The 21001-nt window shown below is 69.0% G+C and carries 19 protein-coding genes and 2 pseudogenes; 11 read left to right on the plus strand and 10 right to left on the minus strand.

Annotation, left to right across the window (positions count from 1 at the left end):
• Positions 1-99 precede the first annotated feature (99 nt).
• The 7 genes and pseudogenes from ACGFNU_RS44515 to ACGFNU_RS44545 all read left to right on the plus strand — a co-directional run bounded on the left by ACGFNU_RS44515 (position 100) and on the right by ACGFNU_RS44545 (position 4283).
• Positions 100-780 carry a CBS domain-containing protein gene (locus ACGFNU_RS44515; RefSeq protein WP_392602723.1) on the plus strand — a complete coding sequence of 227 codons (681 nt, stop codon included), beginning with the start codon at positions 100-102 and terminating at the stop codon, positions 778-780.
• 254 nt (positions 781-1034) lie between these two features.
• Complete coding sequence (locus tag ACGFNU_RS44520) at positions 1035-1586, plus strand: flavodoxin domain-containing protein (protein WP_392602725.1); 552 nt, start codon at positions 1035-1037, stop codon at positions 1584-1586.
• Positions 1573-2334: pseudogene (locus ACGFNU_RS44525) on the plus strand (universal stress protein); the annotation flags it as partial. The gene ACGFNU_RS44520 and the pseudogene ACGFNU_RS44525, both read left to right, overlap by 14 nt.
• Positions 2335-2362: 28 nt before the next feature.
• Positions 2363-2449, plus strand: a pseudogene (locus ACGFNU_RS44530) (universal stress protein); the annotation flags it as partial.
• A gap of 21 nt (positions 2450-2470) precedes the next feature.
• A complete protein-coding gene (locus ACGFNU_RS44535) occupies positions 2471-3100 on the plus strand; it encodes an HPP family protein (protein WP_392602726.1) in 630 nt (209 codons plus the stop codon).
• Positions 3101-3157: 57 nt separating this feature from the next.
• Complete coding sequence (locus tag ACGFNU_RS44540) at positions 3158-3379, plus strand: hypothetical protein (RefSeq protein WP_392602727.1); 222 nt, start codon at positions 3158-3160, stop codon at positions 3377-3379.
• A gap of 19 nt (positions 3380-3398) precedes the next feature.
• Positions 3399-4283 carry a universal stress protein gene (locus tag ACGFNU_RS44545; protein WP_392602729.1) on the plus strand — a complete coding sequence of 295 codons (885 nt, stop codon included), beginning with the start codon at positions 3399-3401 and terminating at the stop codon, positions 4281-4283.
• Between the two features lie 227 nt (positions 4284-4510).
• Here the strand turns inward: ACGFNU_RS44545 and ACGFNU_RS44550 are convergent, their stop codons facing one another.
• The 4 genes from ACGFNU_RS44550 to ACGFNU_RS44565 all read right to left on the minus strand — a co-directional run bounded on the left by ACGFNU_RS44550 (position 4511) and on the right by ACGFNU_RS44565 (position 9190).
• Positions 4511-5365 carry a universal stress protein gene (locus ACGFNU_RS44550; RefSeq protein ID WP_392602730.1) on the minus strand — a complete coding sequence of 285 codons (855 nt, stop codon included), beginning with the start codon at positions 5363-5365 and terminating at the stop codon, positions 4511-4513.
• Between the two features lie 14 nt (positions 5366-5379).
• Complete coding sequence (locus ACGFNU_RS44555; protein ID WP_392602731.1) at positions 5380-5514, minus strand: hypothetical protein; 135 nt, start codon at positions 5512-5514, stop codon at positions 5380-5382.
• A 122-nt stretch (positions 5515-5636) separates the two neighbouring features.
• Complete coding sequence (locus ACGFNU_RS44560) at positions 5637-6497, minus strand: universal stress protein (protein ID WP_392602732.1); 861 nt, start codon at positions 6495-6497, stop codon at positions 5637-5639.
• Between the two features lie 50 nt (positions 6498-6547).
• Positions 6548-9190 (minus strand): GNAT family N-acetyltransferase, encoded by a 2643-nt coding sequence (locus ACGFNU_RS44565; RefSeq protein ID WP_392602733.1) that lies wholly within the window; start codon positions 9188-9190, stop codon positions 6548-6550.
• A 217-nt stretch (positions 9191-9407) separates the two neighbouring features.
• Between ACGFNU_RS44565 and ACGFNU_RS44570 the strand changes: the two genes are divergently transcribed.
• Entirely contained in the window at positions 9408-9998 is a 591-nt protein-coding gene (locus ACGFNU_RS44570) for a CBS domain-containing protein (RefSeq protein WP_392602734.1), read from the plus strand.
• 191 nt (positions 9999-10189) lie between these two features.
• Here ACGFNU_RS44570 and ACGFNU_RS44575 read toward each other — a convergent pair whose 3' ends face one another.
• A complete protein-coding gene (locus ACGFNU_RS44575; protein ID WP_392602735.1) occupies positions 10190-10690 on the minus strand; it encodes a flavodoxin domain-containing protein in 501 nt (166 codons plus the stop codon).
• Between the two features lie 533 nt (positions 10691-11223).
• A complete protein-coding gene (locus ACGFNU_RS44580; RefSeq protein ID WP_392602736.1) occupies positions 11224-11466 on the minus strand; it encodes a hypothetical protein in 243 nt (80 codons plus the stop codon).
• A 255-nt stretch (positions 11467-11721) separates the two neighbouring features.
• Here ACGFNU_RS44580 and ACGFNU_RS44585 point away from each other — a divergent pair, with 255 nt between their 5' ends.
• The 3 genes from ACGFNU_RS44585 to ACGFNU_RS44595 all read left to right on the plus strand — a co-directional run bounded on the left by ACGFNU_RS44585 (position 11722) and on the right by ACGFNU_RS44595 (position 14758).
• Positions 11722-12405 carry a CBS domain-containing protein gene (locus ACGFNU_RS44585; protein WP_392602737.1) on the plus strand — a complete coding sequence of 228 codons (684 nt, stop codon included), beginning with the start codon at positions 11722-11724 and terminating at the stop codon, positions 12403-12405.
• Complete coding sequence (locus ACGFNU_RS44590; protein ID WP_392602738.1) at positions 12405-13946, plus strand: AAA family ATPase; 1542 nt, start codon at positions 12405-12407, stop codon at positions 13944-13946. Before ACGFNU_RS44585 ends, ACGFNU_RS44590 begins: the two co-directional genes overlap by 1 nt.
• A gap of 122 nt (positions 13947-14068) precedes the next feature.
• Positions 14069-14758 (plus strand): response regulator, encoded by a 690-nt coding sequence (locus tag ACGFNU_RS44595; RefSeq protein WP_392602739.1) that lies wholly within the window; start codon positions 14069-14071, stop codon positions 14756-14758.
• 354 nt (positions 14759-15112) lie between these two features.
• On the opposite strand, the gene ACGFNU_RS44600 is transcribed toward ACGFNU_RS44595, so the two are convergent.
• The 4 genes from ACGFNU_RS44600 to ACGFNU_RS44615 form a co-directional block, all read right to left on the minus strand.
• Positions 15113-16123, minus strand: a complete 1011-nt coding sequence (locus ACGFNU_RS44600; protein WP_392602740.1) for an ArsR/SmtB family transcription factor — start codon at positions 16121-16123, stop codon at positions 15113-15115.
• A gap of 38 nt (positions 16124-16161) precedes the next feature.
• Positions 16162-17484 (minus strand): anaerobic C4-dicarboxylate transporter, encoded by a 1323-nt coding sequence (locus ACGFNU_RS44605; protein ID WP_392602741.1) that lies wholly within the window; start codon positions 17482-17484, stop codon positions 16162-16164.
• Positions 17484-18947, minus strand: a complete 1464-nt coding sequence (gene aspA, locus ACGFNU_RS44610; RefSeq protein WP_392602742.1) for an aspartate ammonia-lyase — start codon at positions 18945-18947, stop codon at positions 17484-17486. Before aspA ends, ACGFNU_RS44605 begins: the two co-directional genes overlap by 1 nt.
• Positions 18948-19868: 921 nt before the next feature.
• On the minus strand, positions 19869-20765 hold the full coding sequence (locus ACGFNU_RS44615) for a universal stress protein (protein ID WP_392602743.1): 897 nt from the start codon (positions 20763-20765) through the stop codon (positions 19869-19871).
• Positions 20766-21001: the final 236 nt, after the last annotated feature.

Below are 21001 nucleotides of genomic sequence, written 5' to 3' on the forward strand. Positions count from 1 at the left end.
GTGCGCAGGACTTTCGACCTGAGGCGCCGCCCAGCACGACGGAGCAGAGTGGAGTCGACATCTGGAGCTCGAAGTAGAGCCGAGGTTCGAGGAGACCACATGAGAACCCAGGTCGAGGCTGTCATGACCACCGACGTCGTGGCCGTATCGGAGGAAGCGCCCTTCAAGGAGATCGTGCGTGCGCTGCGTTCCCACGGAGTGGACGCCGTACCGGTCGTACGCCTGGACAAATCCGTGTGCGGCGTCGTCTCGGCGACCGACCTGCTGCTCAAGGAGGCCGACCCCGGCGCGGCCGAAGACCCGCACCCCTTGGCAGGACCCCGCCGTCGGCGGGAGATCCGCAAGTCGGCGGGCACGGCCGCGCGCGACCTCATGACCACACCCGCGATCACCATTTCGCCCACGGCCACCGTCGAGGAGGCGGCCCGGCTCATGCGGCGCGAGCACGTCAGCAGGCTCCCCGTCACCGACCCGGAGACCGGGTGCCTGGCGGGCATCGTCAGCCGCAGCGACGTCCTGAGGGTCTATAGCCGGCCAGACGAGCAGATTCGCGAGGACGTGGTCAACGACGTCATCGCGGGCCAGTTCGGCTTGGAGCCCAAGCTCTACTCCGTGAACGTTGAGCGGGGGCAGGTCAGCGTCCAGGGCGATGTCGAACGGCGTTCGCAGATTCCGCAGCTGCTGCACGCCATCCGCAGAGTGGAGGGCGTGGTCTCCGCCGAGGGGCGACTGGAGTGGGCCGTCGACGACACCTACGCTCAGCACTACCCCACGATCTGAGAGCGGCCCGAACGCCCGAACGGGCGTCGCTGCGACCAGGGCCACGAGGGTCTCTGGGACCAGCCAGCACAGCGCAAAACTCGGCAGCCGGCGACCATAGATGGGCGGGTCGGACAGCCTGGTCAACCTTCCATACGAAAGGAAGAATCCCATGGACGGGCAAACCGCAATCATCATCGTGGCGATCGTGTTGGTCGTGCTCGTGCTCGCGGTTGCGGCCGTCATCACGACCTGGCTCGCACGGATGTAGTGCCATGAAGATTCTGGTTGGGTATGCGAGCGCGCACGGCTCTACGCGCAGCATCGCGGCGCGGATCGCCTCGGAACTCGTCGAGCAGGGGCACGAGGCCGAGCTCGGCTCGATGGACCAGGTCGGGACGCCCGGCTCGTACGAGGCGTTCGTGCTGGGCAGCGCTATCCACAACCGGGCCTGGCTGATCGAGGCCCGGGATTTCGTGGACGCCCACCGGGAGGTGCTCCGGCACCAGCCTGTGTGGCTGTTCAGCGTCGGCATGCCGGCCGCTCTGCGAGGTCCTTGGCGACGCTTGGCCTTGCAGGAAGAGCCCGTGGTGGCCGCGCCTCTGCGGGACGCGATAGGTCCCTGTGAGCACCGGCTGTTCTCGGGTGTGGTCCGTCGCGAGCACTTTTCGACCTTCGAGCACCTGATCTTCAAAGTGATGGGTTGCCGGTACGGCGATTACCGGGACTGGCACGCCGTCGATGCCTGGTCGCGGGACGTCACCCGGCGACTCGCCTCCGGGGAGGGGGCGGCTTCACGCACAGGAGGTCACGATGCGCACGACTAGGCATGCGGCGCGGCCGTGGCGCGAACCCGGCCTCGTCGTCGGATACGACGGTTCACAAGAAAGCCGCCGTGCCCTCCGCTGGGCCCTCATCGATGCCCGGCTGCGCCACTGCACGGTGACGGTCTGCGATGTGTGGGGCACGCCGCCGGACATCGGCATCGACAAACTCAGCGCCGACCTCTTCAGGCGGCGCGAGAGTCATGTCCTCGACACCGGGTTGGAGATGGCACGGCGATGGGAGCACGGCATCCCGTTGCGTCCGCTGCTCGTGCACGGATTCCCCGTGACAGAGCTCAGGCTCGCCTCCAGGAGCGCGGATCTGCTGGTCGTCGGCTCACAGGGGCACAGCGCCGTCGAGGGCCTGTTGCTGGGGTCGGTGAGCGCGGGGGTCGCCGCCCACGCCGCCTGCCCCGTCGTCATCGTCCGGCCTCCGCCCCCGCGCCCTCCCAGCAGCCCCATCGCGGTGGGCTTCGACGGATCGGCACCGGCGATCGCGGCGCTGCGGGTCGCAATCACCGAGGCCCAACTCCGGAACACCGGTCTCACGGTCGTGCATGCCGACCCCGGCTTCCCCGCAAGCGGTGTCGGACCGCGTAGCGGCGAATCCGCCACCGACACACCACATCGTGTCCTCGGGCGGGAGCTCGACCGGCTCACCGAGGAGTTTCCTTCGGTCAAGCACCGTGTCGAGCTGGCGGCCGAAGAACCACGGAAAGCCCTGATGAGGGCGGCCGAGAACGCTCGCATGCTCGTGGTCGGCTCACGGGGGGGCGGGCGGTGTCCGGGGAATGGTGCTCGGCTCGGTCAGCCAGCACCTGGTGCGTCACTCGCCCTGCACCACGATCGTCGTTCACGTCCACTGACAAGACAGCGAAGGATGGATCATGCTCGTACGAGAGGCCATGACCACACCCGTGGTCGGCGTTCCGCGGACCGCCACGATCCGGCAGGCGATCCGGGTGCTCCACGAGCATCGCATCACCGCCGCGCCGGTCACGGACGACACCGGTCGGCTGGTCGGCATCGTCAGCGAGATGGACCTGCTGCGCGGCGAGTTCGAAGCCGACCCCCGCGCGTTCGTGCGGCCCGTCGCCACGCCGGCCCAGCCACCACCCCGGCGCGTGAACGAGGTCATGACCACCGAGGTACGGACCACCCGGCCCGCCTCGGACGTCGCGGAGCTGGCCGAGATGATGATGACCACCGGCATCAAGAGCGTCCCCGTGCTCGACGGCACCGAACTCGTCGGGATCATCACCCGGCACGACCTGCTGGCCGTCCTCGCCCGCAGCGACACACGCATCCGTGACGACGTGCGAGCGGCCATCGCCACCACACTCCCGGATACCGAGCACTGGGAGGTTCGTGTCGAGGACGGCGTCGTCGAGCTACATGGCCCGGCCGACGAACGCGCTGAAGGGCTGTGCGAAGTCGTCGCACGCACCGTCCCCGGCGTGACCCGAGTCGTGGTGGTCACCCCGTCCGGTGACCGAACGAGTGACCTAAGCCCCTAGAACGCACGCCCACTCGGACGGACGCTGAGCACAGAACAGAAGATCCCGGAGGCCATGATGACCAGGCAGATCACCACGGGGTACGGAGCTCCCTCCACGCCCGCGCTCGAACAACGGATTCGCGTTCTGGAGGTCAGGGTCGCCGCGCTGACCGAAGCCCTCCAGATCCTGGCGGCCAAGCTCGAAGCGGCCACCCTCGACGAGCCGGGCGACGGCACGGTGGCCGGTGCCGCCCCTGACGCGCACGCGTTGCTCATCGCCTCCTCCGCCCACCGTTGAGCCGACCGAGCGAGGAATCATGTCCGAACATCCAGAACCCGTCGTCGTCGGCACCGACGGCTCCGCAGGAGCCGAGCGCGCCGTCCGCTGGGCGGCCGACGACGCCGCGCGCACCCACCGGCCTCTCCTCATCGTGCACGTCGTCGAACGCCGCATCTACGACGGACCGGCCAGCGCGATCCCGGGTATCCGCGAGACGCTCACCGAGCGAGGACTCCGGATACTCCGGGAAGCACACGACCTGGCCCTCCAGGAGCAGCCCGGTCTGACCGTGGAAGAAGAGCTCGCCCACGACACCACGACCTATGCCGGACTGCACGCCCACGCGGACGACGCCTACGAAACCGTGGTGGGTCATCGCGGGCTCGGCGGGTTCACCGGGCTCTTGCTGGGCTCCGCCGGCCTGCGCCTCGCCGGTCACCAGGCCGGACCTGTGGTCATCGTCCGCGGGGACGAAGACGCCCCCGCGGGAGAGGTCGTCGTCGGGCTTGACCTCAAGGAACCTGCCGAACCGATACTGGACTACGCCTTCGCGGCGGCCGCCAGGCTCCACGTCCGCCTCCATGCCGTCCACGCATGGCATCCGGCTCCGCTCAGCCTCGAGACCGACATCGATCTGGACGCGGCCGACGCCATGTTCCGTGACCATCTCTCGTCGGCGCTCGCGCCCTGGCGATCCCGGCACCCGGACGTGAAAGTGATCGAAGAGGTCGTCCGCGGCCACCCCACCGACGCCCTGGTCGGCGCCTCCGCACACGCGGACCTCGTGGTCGTCGGTCACCGCACCCACAAGGGCCCCCACCTCGGATCGGTCAGCCATGGCGCCATCCATCACGCCCACTGCCCGGTAGCGGTCGTCCGTCCACGGGACCATTCCCATGAGGCTTCCGTCGGTTACGGCTGAACCAGTGGGTGAGCCAGGCGAAGCAAGGCTTTCGCGGGTCTGGACCCCTGGGCCAAGCTCGACCGCTCTAACGGTCACCGCCTCCATGGCCGTCACAGTCCGGCGCGGCCGCCTCGACCGCAGACCGGGCCGCAGGGCGGGATCTAGCCTGTCCGGTTAGCGCGCGTGGCGAACGCCCGCGGAAGGCCCTGTATTCGTCGGCCGTGTGGGGCCCTGCGCTGGTGCGGTCAGTACCGTTCAGTGTGGACGATGGCGACACTGCAGGGCGCATGCTGCAGGAGGGCCGAACTGGTCGCCCCCAGCAGCAGCGGATCGACGTTTCCGGTCCCCCGGTCGCCGACCACCACGAGATCGGCTTCTTCGGACGCCTGGAGCAGCGCCGTTCGCGGCCCCTTCACGACGAGCGAAGTGCGGGCCTCGACCTGCGGGAACTTGTCGCACCAGAGGGCGACCGCGCGCTCCAGCCGTGCGCTGGACGACCGAGCCAGTTCCTCGGCGTCGGCGAACAGCGGCAGCTCGGACTCGGCGACCGCGCCGGGCTCCCAGCAGCCGTGGACGGCCCTCAGGCTCCACCCGCGCAATGCCGCCACCTCGAACGCGAACGCCAGCGCGGCATCGCCACCGGGCGATCCGTCCACGCCGACAACGACCCGCTCGTGCAACGACGCGGCCTGCCGGACGACGACGACCGGACGGCGGGCTCGCGCCGGCAACCGCAGCGCGGTCGAGCCGACTGGCAGTTCACCCTGCTCGTGCGATCCGACCACGATGACCTCGGCTTCCGGTGACTCGTGCAGGAGTGCCGCGTACGCCGGACCGTCCATCAATCGCCCGCGGGCCTCGACCGAGGGGGCGAGCTCCTTGGCGCGGCTCATGCCCTTGTCCAGAAGGTGCTCTCCCATACGCCTGACGATCGCCTCGATGTCGTAGTCGACGTGACTGATCGGGTAGGGCCAGCGCCAGCAATGGCAGACCAGCAGGCCGAGGCGCCGCAACCGCGCCTCCTCGACCGCCCAGCGCAGAGCCCGATCGCTCTCCACTGTCGCGTCATAGCCGACCAGCACGTTGGGATACCGGACCATCGCTCCTCCCTCCGTCACGCGACCCCGGCGTGCGCCCCGCTGCCCACATCCAGGCGAGGCGGCACGGTGATCGAGTTTCGGACGGTGCACTTCGCGACGGCCTTGTACAGACCGTCGAGCTCACGATGGATCACCCTGATCTGGTTCATGGCGTCCCTCCTCGTGCGCGTCCCTACACCTCCAGCCTCGATGTTCTGGATGGGCGTTCCAAGGGACGAACGTCCTGGTGAGCGTGGTCTCTCGATCCCCTCCGCACTGGTGATGATCTCGGTCATGAGGTGGTGGTCTGGCGGGTGATGGCGACGGGGCAGTGTGCGTGGTGCACGATTCCGTGGCTGGTCGATCCGAGCCTGAGCGAGGGCAGCGCCTTCCGGTCATGTGCGCCCACGACGACCAGATCGACCTCGCGCGATATTTGTTCGAGCGCCGCCACGGGGTGGTCCTGCGGGAGTTCTTCGACGACCTCGACCTCGGGGAAGAGCTTGCGGTACGGGGCGTGGGCCTCGATGACCTTCCATCGGAGTTGTTCTTCCAGCTGCTTCAGTTCGAGGCGCCCGCCGTGCTCCAGGAGGCGGTCGGGCACCTGCCAGGCGTGCACGACTCGCAGGCGTGCGCCCCGGACGGCCGCGGTCTCAAAGGCGTAGGCGAGTGCGGACGAGCCTTCGGTCAGGTCGACGCCCACCGCCACCTCGCGGTGGTCGGACGCGGGCTCGCCGCGGACGATCACTACGGGCGCGGAGGAGTGCTCGGCCGTGCGGAGGCCGACCGAGCCCAGCAGCATGGCGGTGAATCCGCCGAGCCCGCGGTGGCCGAGCACGATCTCGAACGCCTCGGTGGAACGCTCGCACAGTGCCGTGACGGTCGGCTGGGCCACCAGCTCGGTGGTCACGTGCAGGTCGGGCCGTTGCTCACGGGCGAGCTTCTCGGCGGCGACCAGTACGCCCCGTCCCATCTCCGTGAGGGAGATCCTCTCCCCGGGCACCGGATAGAGCGGAATGTCGTAGGGCCAGCGCTCCTCGGTGTGCACGATGTGCAAAGGGCGGTCGCGGCGTGCGGCTTCGTCGGCGGCCCAGCGGACCGCGCGGTCGGCGGGCGCCGACCCGTCGGTACCGACGATGATCGGTTCGGTCATGACGTCTCCTTTGTCTTCGACGGCTTCCCGCCGTCGGCGTTGGTGTCCGGTCAGCGGAGGCGGCGCAGGTAGGGGTCCCAGGCACGGCCGGGAGCGAGGCGGATCCTGGCGTCGACGGCCAGGACGCCGTCGGGGCGGACGATGATGGGGTTGAGGTCGAGTTCGGCGATCTCGGGATGGTGGTCGGCTAGGAGCGACAGCCGGACGAGGAGGTCGCGCAGCTCGTCGAGCGCTCCTGCCGGACGGGCGGGATGGCCGTGCAGCAGCGGCGCCACGCGCACCTGGTCGATCAGCTCGGCGGCGTCCGCGTCGGTGATCGGCGCGAGCAGGGCGGCGCGGTCGCCGAACGCATCGGTGTCGACGCCGCCGGTACCGAAGACGACGACCGGCCCGAAGACATCGTCCTGCACGCTGCCGCACAGGACTTCCACGCCGTCCTGGGCCATGGCCTGGACGAGGACTCCTTGCATGGAGGTGCCGAAGCGGTCCGCCAGCCATCTGTAGGCATTGCGCACATCATCGGCGCCGCGCAGGTCGAGTTGGAGCGCACCGCCAGCCGTCTTGTGCACGACACCGGGCACATGTGCCTTGAGCGCGACACGGCCGCCCAGCTCCGCCGCCGCCTTGACCGCGGCGTCCGCCGAAGTCACCCAGCGCCAGGGGACCATCGGCAAGTCATAGGCCTCCAGCAACCGCAGCGTCTCGCGCGGCGGCAGCCAGCCTCCGCCGGGCTCCGCCACAAGGTGCGATTCGATGATCGAACGTACCTCGGCGGCCAGCAGGCCCTTGAGCTCAGGAGCGACGCCCGCCGGGCGTGCCCGCCATCGCGCGTACGACCACGCGCGTGCCATGGCCTTGGCGGCGTTCTCGGGGAAGGCGTACGACGGCAGGCCCTGCTCAGTGATCTCCACCGACTCGGCCTGACCCAGGACAACAGCCGTGACCGGCTTCCCGGAGACCTCCGCTCCGGCGTCCAGCTCACCGAGCGCGGTCGGCGCCACCACGATCAGAACCGCGTCCACGCCCTCATCTTCGCCCGCCAGCTCCGCCGCCTCCCGGAACGCTTCCAGGCTGACGGCAGCGGTGGTGTCGACCGGGTTGCCGACCGCCGCACACTCGGGCAGCAGCGCCCGCAGGCGCTCCTGCGCACGCCGGCCCAGGGACAGAACGCTCAGTCCGGCGTCGACGCACGCGTCCGCTGCCAGTACCCCGGCGCCTCCCGCGTTGGACACGATCGCGACCCGTGGTCCCGCTGGGAGGGGCTGGGTACCGAGCAGGGCGGCGGCGTCGACGAGGTCGCCGAGGCCGTCGGTGGTGACGATGCCGGCCTGGGTGAACAGCGCCCGCCGCACCACCTCCGAGGTCAGCGCCGCAGCGGTGTGCGAGGCGGCCGCGCGGCGGCCCGGGTCGGACCGTCCGGCCATGACGGTCAGCAACGGCAGTTGACGGCCCACGCGCCGGGCCGTGCGCGCGAACTTGCGCGGGTTGCCGAACGACTCGACGTGCACGATGCCCAGCCGAGTGGCGGCGTCCGACTCCCACCACATCAGCATGTCGTTGGCGCTGACGTCGTACTTGTCACCGACCGACGCGAAGGAGGAGACCCCGATCCCCAGCCGGGAGAGATGATCGAGCAGGGCGATCCCGACTCCACCGGACTGGACGACCATGCCCGCACTTCCAGGCCGTGGGTGCCCCTTGGCGAACGTCGCGTCGAGAGCGATGTCGGAGTTGGCGAGGCCCAGGCAGTTCGGCCCGACCAGCCGCATTCCGTATCGGTGACACGTGGCGAGCAGAGCGCGCCCCTGGTCGGCGTTCAGTCCCGAGCTCAGCACTACCAGCGATGCCACACCACGCTCACCGCATCCGGTGGCGACGTCGGGTACGGCCGCGGCGGGTACGGCGACGACCGCAAGATCAACAGGCTCCGGCAGGTCGGCGACCGAGCCGAAACAGGGCACGCCCCGCATTTGCCGGCCCGCGGCATGCGGATTCACCGCGTAGAGGGTGCCCTCGAAGCCGGCGGAGCGCAGGCTCTGGAGAACCGCGCCGCCGGGCGAGCTTTCGCGGCGTCCGGCGCCCACGACCACGACGGACGCGGGCCGCAACAACGGCTTCAGGCTCGCGAGGTCGGCATTGCGCTCGCGCTCGGCGATCGTGTCCAGGTAGCGGTCCCCCATTGACAGCGGCATCATCACCTCGACGACGCCACCATCGAAGTGCCGGAACGCGGGCATCCCCGCGTCCGCGAACACCCGCAACATGGCGACGTTCTCGGCCAGCGCGTCACCTTTGAAAGCCCGGATGCCACGGGCACGCGCCAGCGAGGCCAGATGCTCCAGCAGCAGGGTGCCGACACCCCGGTGATGCATGTGGTCGGCGACCGCCAGCGCGACCTCGGCCACGTCTTCGGTTCCAATGGCCTCATATTCGGCCACTCCGACGAGTTCATCGCGCAGCCAGGCGCCCAGGCCCGCATGACCGGGGCCGGGCTCACGGCACAGCCGCGCGGCGACCTGGTCGGCCATCCCTCGGTTCACGGCGAAGAACCGCAGATACAGGCTCTCGGTCGACAGCCCGCGATGCAGTTGCGCGATCGCCTCCCTGTCGCCGGGAACCAGCGGCCTGATCTCGACCTGGGCGCCGTCGGTGAGCAGGGCGAAAACGGGCATGGGCGTTGCGAGCTGCGTCATGCCACCAGCGTCGCTCGGGAACGGTCGCCGGTCATCGGCCACAGGTCATCACCTCGCGGGACCTTCGACCCGTGCGCCGCCACTCCGCGCGCGACATCCTGAGAGTGTCCTGCTGGCTTCGGGAGGCCCCCGTGAAGAAGACACTCGTCCAGGACGTGATGTCCCAACCGGTCATCGCGGTCGCCGCAGACGCCCCGTTCAAGGTCATCGTGGCGCCATGCGCCGCAACCGGATCAACTCCGTCCCGGTCATCTCCGTCCAAGGCGAGGTCAGCGGCGTGGTATCGGCCGCCGACCTGGTGCTCAAGGAGGCTCCGGAGACCGGCGAGGGGTACGTGCGGCTGTCCTCGCGCCAGCGCCGCGAGCACCGCAAGGCCATCGCCGGGACCGCCGCGGAACTCATGACCTCGCCGGCGCACACCATCGGCCCGCAGGCGACGGTCTCCGACGCGGCCGAACTACTGCGCCGCCATCAGGTCAACCAGCTGCCGGTCACGGACGAGTCCACCGGCCGGCTGGTCGGCATCGTCACCCGCTCCGACCTGCTCGGCGTCTTCGACCGCGACGACGCCGACATCCACCACGAGATCGCACGCGAGGTGGTGTCGCACGTCCCCGGCGCGGACCCGCACCGGCTGCGGGCGACCGTCCGGCTCGGCGTGGTCACGCTGTACGGGCAGGTCCCCCGCCAGTCAACGATCAAGGAACTGATCCGGGCCGTCGAGGCAGTGGAGGGCGTCGTCCACGTCGAAGACCGGCTGGACGTCGGAATCGAGGACCGCTATCCCGCCGCCCCTCTCAACTGGTGAGGAAAAGGCCCGTCTGCGTGGACGACGTCGCGCCGCACTGTGGCTGGATCAGCATGCGGTCAAGCCCGCGCCGGGTCCGGTGCCTGCGGCACTACACCGGCAGGATGCTCACCGTGGTCGGCTCCGCACCACGTCCGGCGCCCGTGCTGTCGTAAGCCGTCATCGCGGGCGGGACGCGGGGCGCAGGCGGGTCAGCGGGCGGTCGCCGTCAGGTCCTTGGCGATGGTGCGTGCCCAGTCCTTGATCTGCTCCTGGTTGCGGTAGTCGTCACCATGCTCCTTGGCGAGCCGCGAGGCGATGAATCCCTGCACATCGGGATCCAACCGGCCGCCGAAGGTGACATGGTCGCGGACCACGATCCGGTTCATGATCTTCGTGACGGCCCGGGTCGGCGGGATCGGGGCGTCCTCGGCGGTGCGGTCGAGCGGTCCGCTGCTGAAGGCCCACACCGGCAGGTGATCGAGCGCGTGCGCGTTGCGCCGGACGAACCGGCGCGCGTCGCCCGGCCAGCGCCCGGCGTACAGGGCGCCACCGATGATGACGGCGTCGTAGGGCCGTACGTCCGTGACGGCCGCGGCGGCCTCGACATCGACGGTGAATCCGGCGAACTCGCGCAGCTCGGTGGCGATCCACTCAGCGATCTCGGCGGTTGAGCCGTGCTTGGAGGCGTAGGTGACAAGGATGCTGGTCATGACGTTCCTCCTGATGAAGAGCGGTACCCGACATTTCCAGGCTCCGCCCGGGAGCCGCTGCGAGGCAGGGGCTTGGGTCAGCCGTTCGCAGGACCTTTGGCCTTTCGCACCGCTCGGCCAGCCGGGAGGCGACCATCTCCACGGCAGCGGTGACGTGCGGGGTCAGGCCGGGTCCGAAGCCGAACTCGGCGCTCGTCAGAGCAGGGCCGACGGACGAGCTCGGTGAGCGCCAGATCGTAGCCGGAACCTGCCTGCGGGCCGGTCCCCATGGAGACGCAGAAGCACGTTTCGCCCGGTTCGGTGCAGTTGACCGCGATGACAAATGCACCACGGCGCCGTCCCTGGTAAGTCGGGTCGGCGTACCTGCCGCCGGTCAGCACACGATCCTGGATCTGGATCGCACGGAGATCGCATGGCCGTACACCCAAGAAGGCATAGCGGGGCGGCTCCTCCCGTGCGGGTCTGACCTCAAAGCCGTCGCCGGTCCGGTCCGCCTCCCACAGCTTCGTTCGGGGCGGATGCACGAACGGCTTTCACGACTGCGGACCCGCGGAGTGCCCGAAAGCGGCCTCGTCCTCGCGGCGCCGCAGCCGGTAGCCGCCGGGGCTGAGGCGAACGCCCCAGTCGTAGGGGAGTTCGCCCGCCGAGGACAACTCGGCGAGGACGATCGCACCGTCCCGGACCGTGGGACCGGTCACGCTGTACCCGGACTCCCGCAGCGCGGCGTACAACCCGTCCAAGTCGTCCAGCACGCTCGGACTCGTCTCGGAGCCCATGCCCCTCCTCGGCTTCGGCGGCGATGCACTCCATCCAGAACACCGCTGCCAGCGCCCTCCATGTAGGGGCGAAGGTCCCGGGGGAAAGGACCGCTCGGCTCTGCAAGCACGACCACGTACGGCGGAACGCTGTAACCGAGAGGAGATCGGCATGCGAGCCGTCTCCCCCGGTCACCCTGCCGAGGGTGCTCGCCGCCGAGCGAGCAGAACAGCCGGTCATCGGTGCAGGTGTGCATCCCGAGCAAGGAGGCTGAGATGGAACGCCGCAAGGTCAGGGACGTCATGACCAAGGACGAGATCAGCGTCTGCGAGGACACCCCGTTCAGCGAGATCGTCCAAACGCTCGCCGAGCACCGGATCAGTGCCGTGCCGGTGGTGTGCGAGCACAACGAGGTCAAGGGAATCGTCACCGAGGCCGATCTGCTCCACAAGGAGGAGTTCAGCGACCGGACCACCGAGGCCAGGCCGCTATTCGAGAGCCCGCGTCACCGGCGGGCGCGCGCAAAGGCCGCCGCCACCGACGCCCGCAGCGTCATGAGCGCACCCGCGGTGGTCGTGACCCCGGACACCACCGCGGCCGCAGCCTCGCGGATGTTGGCCGAGAAGGGCTTCAAGCGCCTCCCGGTCATCGACGAGCAGGCCCGGTTGATCGGCATCGTGTCTCGCGCCGACCTGCTCCGCGTCTTCCTGCGTTCCGACGACGACATCCGGGACGAGATCATCCGCGAGGTCCTGGTGGAGCACCTGTGGCAGGACCCGTCCACGATCCAGATCCAGGTCAACGAAGGAGCGGTCGCGCTGACCGGCCGAGTCGAGCTCAAGACCATGATCCCCACACTGACCCGGCTGACCGCCGGCACCGAAGGCGTCGTCGACGTGGTGGCACAGCTCGGGTACGACAGCGACGATACCCGGCCCGGCCCCTACCCCCGGGCGTGATGACCATGACGACCGCCCCTTCGGCCGGAGGGCCCGCCGCAGCCGTCAGCGAGACCCACATCGGAATCGTCTTCTTCACCGGCGACCGCGCCTACAAACTGAAGAAGCCGGTCAACCTGGGCTTTCTCGACTTCTCCACCCGGGAAGCCCGCGAACGTGCCTGCCACCGCGAGGTCGAGCTCAACCGGCGTTTCTCCCCGGACGTCTACCTCGGCGTCGCCGACGTCCACGGCCCGTCCGGCGAGGTCTGCGACCACCTGGTGGTGATGCGGCGGATGCCCGCCGCCCGGCGGCTCGCCACCCTCGTCCGCGCCCACGCCCCGGTCGGCGACGCCCTGCGCACGATCGCCAAGCGGCTGGCCGCCTGGCACGCCATCGCACCCCGCGGCCAGACCATTTCGGCCCAAGGCACACGCGACGCGCTGCGCGAGCGCTGGAAGGCCAGCTTCGACCAGGTACGCCCGTTCCACGACGACGTGATCCCCGCCGCCGACGCCAGCGAGATCGAACGGCTCACCCTGCGTTTCCTGGCGGGCCGCGAACCCCTCTTCGACTCCCGCATCACCACCGGCCGGATCGTCGACGGCCACGGAGACCTGCTCGCCGGAGACATCTTCGTCCTGGACGACGGCCCGCGCATCCTGGACTGCCTGGAGTTCGACGACCGGCTGCGCTACCTGGACGGCCTCGACGACGCCGCGTTCCTGGCCATGGACCTCGAACGCCTCGGCGCGCCGCACCTGGCCGACCGCTTCATGCACTGGTACACCGAATACGCCGCCGACCCGGCCCCGGCCTCACTGCGCCATCACTACGTCGCCTACCGCGCGTTCGTCCGCGCCAAGGTCGCCTGCTTCCGGCACCAGCAAGGCGACCCGCACGCCGCCGCCGAAGCCAGGGAGCTGAGCCGGATCGCCCTCCGCCACCTGCGAGCCGGACAGGTCAGCCTGATCCTCGTCGGAGGCCTGCCCGGCACCGGCAAGACCTCCCTGGCCGGCGCGCTCGCCGACCAGCTCGGCTGCACCGTTCTCAGCTCCGACAGAACCCGCAAGGAACTGGCCGGTCTCTCTGCCGAAGAGCCCGCAGCCGCCCCATACGGCACAGGCATCTACGACCGCACCTCGACCAACCACACCTACGCAACACTCCTCGACCGGGCCCGCCTGCTCCTCCAACGCGGCGAGACCATCGTCCTGGACGCCTCCTGGACCGCAACGAGCTACCGCCACCAGGCGATCGCCCTGGCCTCCGCGACCCGCGCCGATTTTCACGCTCTGCGCTGCGACGCCCCCGCCCCTCTGGCCGCCCAACGTCTCCGCACTCGCCCGCACGGCTCGTCTGATGCCGACGCCAAGATCGCCGCCGCCATGGCCGCCGACGCCGTCCCCTGGCCTGGCTCCACCGTCATCGACACCAGCGGCCCCATAGACGAGGCCGTCGACCAAGCCCTCTCCGCCCTTCGCCCGCGCGACCTCGATCATTCCCTGCACCGGCCAAGGAGTCCGCTCCGTGCTGGAAACCGTCGTGCTCCGGCCGGCTGAGCATGCAGGCCGAGCAGGGGCTTTCGCAGGGAACGAAGGGACCTTGGTCCCGTGATCGCATGCCCTTGCCGCGATTACGGTCGGCACTAGTCGAAGCCTTCATAGTCAGGACAGCGCTCATCATGACCAGCCAGAGTTCTCCGAAGTCCAGCAACGTCCGGGTGTTTCTGGTGGACGACCATGAGGTCGTCCGGCGCGGCGTGGCCGCGCTGTTGTCGGCCGAGGACGGCATCGAGATCGTCGGCGAGGCCGGCTCGGTCGATCACGCCCTCGCCCGTATCCCGGCGGCTCGACCCGATGTGGCCGTGCTGGACGTGCGGCTGCCCGACGGCGACGGCGTCACCCTGTGCCGGGAGATCCGGTCGACGATGCCCGAGGTCGCCTGTTTGATGCTGACCTCGTTCGATGACGAGGAGGCCCTCTTCGACGCGGTCATGGCGGGTGCGGCGGGCTATGTGCTCAAGCAGATCCACGGCTCCGACCTGGTCGGCGCGGTCCGCACGGTCGCTTCCGGCCAGTCCCTGCTGGACCCGCGCAGCACCGCCCGGATGCTGGAACAGCTGCGCAGACGGCAGGAGCCCAAGGCGGACCCGCTGTCGGGCCTGTCGGACCAGGAACGGCAGATCTTCGATCTCATCGGTGAAGGGCTGACCAATCGCCAGATCGGCGAACGCATGTTCCTGGCCGAGAAGACCGTCAAGAACTACGTGTCGAGCCTGTTCGCCAAGCTCGGTATGAGCCGCCGCACCCAGGCCGCTGCGTTCGCCGCGCAGATCAAAGCGTCATCCGCTCAGACCAGCAAGGACGGCTAGCGAGCCAGGCCCAGGCGCAATGGACGCGTTATCCCTCATAGGATCGCGTACGGCAGCCTCGTTCCACACAGCTCCACTGCTACGCCTGGGATATGGATACACGGCGGAACTGATGATCTCAGCAGAGTCTTGGATCATCGGCGTATGCGACGTCCAAGCTGACGGCAAGATACGCGCGGTCCTGGCCGTCCGCACCTGGTCCGGTCAGTGGCGCGTCCAGGAGAATGAGCTACCGCTGGCCGGAGACATCCAGGCCTCTCCTCCCTCCATCAACGCCCAAGCCTGGACAGCCGACACCAGGCGGCTGGCCGTGTGAAACCCGGCCGTACTTGGTGTGGGCGGCCTGGTATGTCGTCAACCGGGGGCGCCCTGCCCAAGCCCGCGATCGAGGAGTGCTCGGCCGGTCGGGGTGAGGGTATGCAGGACGGTGTTGGCCTCGCGTCGGCTGGTGAGGAGACCGGCCTCGCGTAGGACCGCGGTGTGCTGGCTGGCACTGGCCGGGGAGATGTCCAGGTGGCGGGCGATCTCCCCGGTGGTGCGGCCGGGCGCCGCGGCGGCCAGCACGGCCGCCCGGGTGCCGCCCAGGAGAGCGGCCAGCTCGTGGACGGGCCCGGTTCCGGACGGTCTCCACAGGGCCGCGGCGGTGGGCATGGTAGGTGGGGTGGGTACCGGCAGGAACACGGCCGACCCGTCGGCCGCGGCTGCCAGAAACGGATCGGTGCAGAAGAACGCGGGCACGATCGTCAGGCCGCGCCCCTGCAAGTGCACGTCGCAGGACATCCGGCACTGCGGATTGCTGACCTCCAGGACCAGCGGGCACCAGGTCACGCCCGGCCAGCGGCCGACCAGCAGGCCCTCGAGCCCCTCACCCGCGTACGAGCGGGCCATGGCGACCGCCTCGGACTCCACCCGGGCTCGGATGCGCGGCCAGTATGGCCGGACGGTGGCGTCGTGGCAGGCCGCCAGCGTGTGCTCCATCGCCCGGCGCCTCTGCCGATCGTCATGATCCAGCAGGTCACGCAACGGCCAGCGACACAGGTGCTGCGTCCCGACCGCCTCCAGCTCCGCGCGGAGCAGCCGGTGGGGTGTCGCCGCGAGCCGGTCAAGGCCCTCCTCCAGCGACTCCTTCCGGCCCAGAAGGCTGAACAGGTCAAACGACACCCGGCCGGCCGGAGCCAGCGCCCGCGCCAGTTCGACGCCGTCCGGGGTGAGCCGTCGGCGCGACTGCCGGCGCCATGGGTCGAACAGTGCCCGGCGTACGGGACGGCCCAGCAGTTCCAGCGCGAGCATGGTCTCGGCCAGCGGACCCAGCGTCGCCACGATCCGTACCCGTGCGAGATCTTCCAAGCCGAAGAACAGGCGCACGACAGGCCACACTGACGCGGTTCTTGGCACCGGCACGTTCAGATGCCGCGCAGGGCGGCGAATCCGAATCCGAGCGCGACCGCGAGCGCGATGTTGAGTGCTCCGGGCACCAGGAATGGGTGGTTGAAGATCGCTTTGCCGATCCGGGTGGTCCCGGTGTCGTCGAGTTCGACCGCTGCCAGCAGGGTCGGGTAGGTCGGGAGCACGAACAGTGCGGACACGGCCGGGAAGGCCGCCACGAGCGCCGCGGGGGCGACGCTGAGGGCGACGGCGGTCGGCATCAGCGCCTTGGTCGTGGCGGCCTGGCTGTAGAGCAGGGCTGAGGCGAAGAAGAGGATGATCGCGAGGGTCCAGGAGTAGTCGGAGAGCAGATCACCGGCGGTCTTCTTGATGTCGTCCTCATGGGCGGAGACGAACGTCGTTCCGAGCCATGCGACTCCCAGGACGCAGATCGACGCGCTCATCCCGGACTTGAACGTCGAGGCCCCGAGGATGTCCGGGGGCGCCACCCTGCAGATGAGGACGATGACGCTGGCGATGCCGAGCATGATCGCGATGATCGCCTGGTCGCGCTTCATCACCGGGTCGTCGATGAGGCCGACGTTCTCGCTGATCGCCGTCGCGTAGCCCATGACGAGGGCGAGGCCGACGACGAAGACGAGGACCGAGAGCCTGGCCCGGGGGCGCCGCTCGGCCTGCCGGCCGCCGCGGTGCGCGACCTGGCCGTCGGCGAGCCGCTGCCGGTACACGGGGTCGGTGTCCAGTGCGGTGGTGCCCCGGAGCCGGTCGACACCGATCATGATCGCGGCGGTGAGCATCGTCGCGAGGAATGTCGAGGGGATCGCGACGGCCAGCAGATCGATGTAGGAGACGCCGGTCCCCTCGTCCTCCAGCAGGTCGGCGAAGTACACCACGGCCGCCGAGATGGGGGACGCGGTGATCGCCACCTGCGAGGCGATGACGGCGATCGACAGCGGGCGGGCGGGGCGCAGGTTGTTCTCCTTGGCGACCTCGGTGATGACCGGCATCGTCGAGAAGGCGGTGTGCCCGGTGCCCGCCATGAGCGTCATCAGGTAGGTGACGACCGGGGCGAGGAACGTGAGGTACTTGGGGTTGCTCCGCAGGACCTTCTCGGCAAGGTCGACCAGGTAGTCCATGCCTCCCGCGATCTGCATCGCGACGATCGCGACGATCACGCTCATGATGATGGAGATCACGTCGAGGGGCATGTCGCCGGGCGACACCCCGAGCGCGGCCAGGGCCAGCACGCCGAGGCCGCCGGCGAAGCCGATGGCGACCCCGCCGAGCCGCACTCCCAGGAAGATCGCCGCGAGGACGACCACGAACTCGATAACGATCATCAGTGTGTTCCCGCCTCGTTCGTGGCGCGCGGAAGGCTGTGGGGGTCGGGGGCGGGAAAGATGTCGCCGTGGTACGTCGGTCTCATGAGGTTCGCCGGAGACAAGAGCGCATCGAGCTTCTCGGGGTCCATGAGGCCCATCTCGAGCACGACGTCGCGTACGGACCGGCCCGACCGGTGGGCCTCCTTGCCGACGAGGTCGCCGTTGTGGTGGCCGATGACCTCGTTGAGATAGGTGACGATGCCGATCGAGTTCATCACGGCCTCGCGGCAGACCTCGCGGTTGGCGGTGATGCCGCCGATGCAGCGCTCGCGCAGCGCCACGGCCGCGTTGCGCAGCAAACTGACCGACTCGAACATCACCTGGCCGATGACCGGCTCCATCACGTTGAGCTGGAGCTGACCCGCCTCGGCGGCCATGGTCACGGTCACGTCGTTGCCGATGACGTTGAAGCACACCTGGTTGACGACCTCGGGGATGACCGGATTGACCTTCGCCGGCATGATCGACGAACCGGCCTGCAGCTCCGGCAGATTGATCTCGTTGAGGCCGGCGCGCGGCCCCGACGACAGCAGCCGCAGGTCGTTGCAGATCTTGCCGAGCTTGACGGCGACACGTTTGAGACCGGCGTGCATGGAGACGTAGGCGCCGGTGTCGCTCGTCGCCTCGATGAGGTTCTCCGCCAGCACCACCCGCAAGCCGGTGACCTCGGCGAGGTTGGCCACAGCCAACGGCGCGTAGCCCTCGGGAGTGTTGAGACCCGTGCCGATCGCCGTCGCGCCCAGGTTGACCTCCAGCAGGAGCATGGCGAGCCTGCCCAGGTGCCGGATCTCCTCGCGAATGAGTACGGCGAAGGCAGTGAACTCCTGCCCGAGCGTCATCGGTACCGCGTCCTGCAGCTGCGTCCGCCCCATCTTTAGGACGTCGGAGAACTCCTCGCCCTTGGCGGCGATGGCGTCGGCCAGGTGACCGAGCTCCTCCCGCAACTCCTGGATGACCGTGTAGACCGCGAGCCGAAAGCCGGTGGGGTAGGCGTCGTTCGTCGACTGGCTCTTGTTGACGTGGTCGTTGGGGTTGACGACGTCGTAACGCCCCTTGGGCAGGCCGAGATGCTCAAGAGCGAGATTGGCCACGACCTCGTTGGTGTTCATGTTGACCGACGTCCCGGCGCCGCCTTGAAAGACGTCGATCGGGAACTGGTTCAGGCACCGGCCATGGAGGAGGATGTCGTCGCAGGCGGCGACGATCGCATCGGCGATCGGCGGGGATATGGTGTGAAGCTCGCGGTTGGACAATGCCGACGCCTTCTTCACCTGGACCATCGCCCGGACAAGTGCGGGAATGTCACCGATGGTGGACGAGCTGATGCGGAAGTTGTCGATCGCCCGCTGAGTGTGGATGCCGTAGTAGGCGTCGGCCGGCACCTCCATGGTGCCGAGCAGGTCTTCCTCAGTACGTGTCATCACAGTTCGTTCGTCCTCACACATTCGTGTGTCCTCCGGCAAGGGGAAATGGGGGCCGTGTCAAGGGAGGCGCGGATACATCCGCTCGCTCTTGATCGCGATCAACACCAATATGGGTGAAACTCCCCCGCCCTTCCCAGGGCGAAAGGTCCCGGTCGATAGGACCTTGGTCCGCCGACCGTACGATCCATCCGATCACGACCGGGACCCCGGCCACCACCACGGGTGAACCCTGCTCACCACCGGGTCGCGCTCGCCAGGTGCTCGTCATCGTCCGTGCTGTGGCTTTGCGCCAGCACGTTCCGACGATCCTCCGGCCGGCATCCCTCGATACGGGACCGGGTGCAACTACCTCGACACAGCACCTGTCCAGCAAATTACCCAGAACCGAAGATGTCCTCTCGCCGTCGGCTCTTGCAGGGCTGTGAGTACGTCTTCACTGGCGCCTTCGGTGCTACAGGGTTGTCCTTCTAGCCGGGAGTTCTCAGGTTCGTGGTAAAGCGAAGGTGGATTCTGCCACGAGCCGCTACCGCTCTACGTGCCCGTGTGGTGTTGGTGAGCCGACCGATCCAGCGGTGGCGCAGCCTGCTTTGCTCTTTCATCTACGTCGGCCAAATGTCGGCGCACCAACACGCGCGGTGACACTTGCAACAAGCTGCCTCACAATTGGGAGCCGCGCCATTGCAGAAGTGTGCCGCCGCCTTCGCGTGGCCGTGTCCGGAAGGAGCCGCCCAGGTCGCCGGCACGGTCGGGCATGTTGGCCAGAGTTCTGCGACGGCCGACGTCTTGGGGGGGAGGCCGATGCCGTTGCAAGCGGGCGGCCCCCGCCCCACCTGTGACCGCAAAGGCACGACGGGGCCGGACGGTCCGCATGGTCATGCGGGTTTGTCACTTCCGCTCAGTTCAGCGGGCTCCGATGGATCAGGTGATGCGCTCGTGGTCGCCGGTGTCTTCGGCAGGCGCGTGGGCGACCGCCACAGGGCAGGGCGCGTGATGCACCAGCGCATGGCTGACCGATCCCAGCAGCAGGCCGCGGAAGCCGCCCAGACCGCGTGAGCCGACAACTATCAGGTTTGCGTCGCGGGCGGCGTCCATCAACACGTCCCGCGGCTTGCCCGTCACGACGTCCGACTGCACCTTCACCTTGGGATAGAGCTCGCGCAAGGGCATCAGGAGCCGGCCCAAGCGGATCTCGGCCGCCTCGCGCAGGCCTTCCTCGTCCACCAGGAGGGGCAGATCCTTCACAGGCACCGCTTCTAGGGCGGCCACCGCGGTGACGGAGAACTCGTGGGCGTCGGCTTCGGCGAAAGCCAGGGCCAGCGCCTCACGGGAGGCGGGTGAGCCGTCCACTCCGACCACGACCCGCCCCGGCCGCTCCTCCGGCGAAGGTTCCCGCTCAACACGTACGATCACGACCGGGCAGGCGGCGTGCGCGGCCACCTGTGCGCCGACCGAGCCCAGCAGCAGACCGGCGAACCCGCCCAGGCCCCGCTGTCCCAGCACGATCAGATCGGCGATCCCGCTCATTTCGATCAGGCGAGCCGCCGCCGGTCCGCGTTCCAGCGAAGACCTCACTCGCAGATCGGGCGCTGCTTTGCACGCGTATTCGACGCCGCTTTCCAGGGTCTGCTCGGCAATCCCCCGCACGTCCGCCACAGGCACGGCCACCGGGGCGCCGACGTAGACGTCCCAGACATGCAGGACGGTCAGCGGCAGCCCACGCCACCGGGCCTCCTCGATGGCCCAGTCCAAGGCCCGTACACCGTTCTCAGAGCCGTCGTAGCCGACGACGACACCGGTGATCTCCGCCGCGTTCATGTTCTCTCCCAGCTGTCACTCAACGCCTGTCCGGTCACTCTCAGCCTCGCCAGCGCACCCCATCCGCAGCCAGGGCCATGAGTCCGCACCCGAGGGGACTTTCGGCCCCCCAACCCAGGGAAGTGGAAAGCCCTCTACCCAACGTCGCGGCGGCGGAAGGCGAGTATGCCGCCGAGGGTCAGTGCGGCTGCGATGGCAAGGAGGATGGTGAGGGGTGTGGCGGCGGGGTCCTCTGA

The organism is Spirillospora sp. NPDC048911, assembly GCF_043198015.1.
In the GTDB taxonomy this organism is placed as follows: domain Bacteria; phylum Actinomycetota; class Actinomycetes; order Streptosporangiales; family Streptosporangiaceae; genus Spirillospora.

Bases quoted from the DNA above. Each gene is read 5' to 3' on its own strand.
- ACGFNU_RS44545 (WP_392602729.1), top strand. From the start codon at position 3,399: ATGTCCGAACATCCAGAACCCGTCGTCGTCGGCACCGACGGCTCCGCA.
- ACGFNU_RS44615 (WP_392602743.1), bottom strand. From the start codon at position 20,765: ATGAACGCGGCGGAGATCACCGGTGTCGTCGTCGGCTACGACGGCTCT.
- ACGFNU_RS44565 (WP_392602733.1), bottom strand. From the start codon at position 9,190: ATGACGCAGCTCGCAACGCCCATGCCCGTTTTCGCCCTGCTCACCGAC.
- ACGFNU_RS44605 (WP_392602741.1), bottom strand. From the start codon at position 17,484: ATGATCGTTATCGAGTTCGTGGTCGTCCTCGCGGCGATCTTCCTGGGA.
- ACGFNU_RS44560 (WP_392602732.1), bottom strand. From the start codon at position 6,497: ATGACCGAACCGATCATCGTCGGTACCGACGGGTCGGCGCCCGCCGAC.
- ACGFNU_RS44540 (WP_392602727.1), top strand. From the start codon at position 3,158: ATGACCAGGCAGATCACCACGGGGTACGGAGCTCCCTCCACGCCCGCG.
- ACGFNU_RS44535 (WP_392602726.1), top strand. From the start codon at position 2,471: ATGCTCGTACGAGAGGCCATGACCACACCCGTGGTCGGCGTTCCGCGG.
- ACGFNU_RS44555 (WP_392602731.1), bottom strand. From the start codon at position 5,514: ATGAACCAGATCAGGGTGATCCATCGTGAGCTCGACGGTCTGTACAAG.
- ACGFNU_RS44570 (WP_392602734.1), top strand. From the start codon at position 9,408: ATGCGCCGCAACCGGATCAACTCCGTCCCGGTCATCTCCGTCCAAGGC.
- ACGFNU_RS44515 (WP_392602723.1), top strand. From the start codon at position 100: ATGAGAACCCAGGTCGAGGCTGTCATGACCACCGACGTCGTGGCCGTA.
- ACGFNU_RS44590 (WP_392602738.1), top strand. From the start codon at position 12,405: ATGACCATGACGACCGCCCCTTCGGCCGGAGGGCCCGCCGCAGCCGTC.
- aspA (WP_392602742.1), bottom strand. From the start codon at position 18,947: ATGACACGTACTGAGGAAGACCTGCTCGGCACCATGGAGGTGCCGGCC.
- ACGFNU_RS44575 (WP_392602735.1), bottom strand. From the start codon at position 10,690: ATGACCAGCATCCTTGTCACCTACGCCTCCAAGCACGGCTCAACCGCC.
- ACGFNU_RS44520 (WP_392602725.1), top strand. From the start codon at position 1,035: ATGAAGATTCTGGTTGGGTATGCGAGCGCGCACGGCTCTACGCGCAGC.
- ACGFNU_RS44585 (WP_392602737.1), top strand. From the start codon at position 11,722: ATGGAACGCCGCAAGGTCAGGGACGTCATGACCAAGGACGAGATCAGC.
- ACGFNU_RS44595 (WP_392602739.1), top strand. From the start codon at position 14,069: ATGACCAGCCAGAGTTCTCCGAAGTCCAGCAACGTCCGGGTGTTTCTG.
- ACGFNU_RS44550 (WP_392602730.1), bottom strand. From the start codon at position 5,365: ATGGTCCGGTATCCCAACGTGCTGGTCGGCTATGACGCGACAGTGGAG.
- ACGFNU_RS44580 (WP_392602736.1), bottom strand. From the start codon at position 11,466: ATGGGCTCCGAGACGAGTCCGAGCGTGCTGGACGACTTGGACGGGTTG.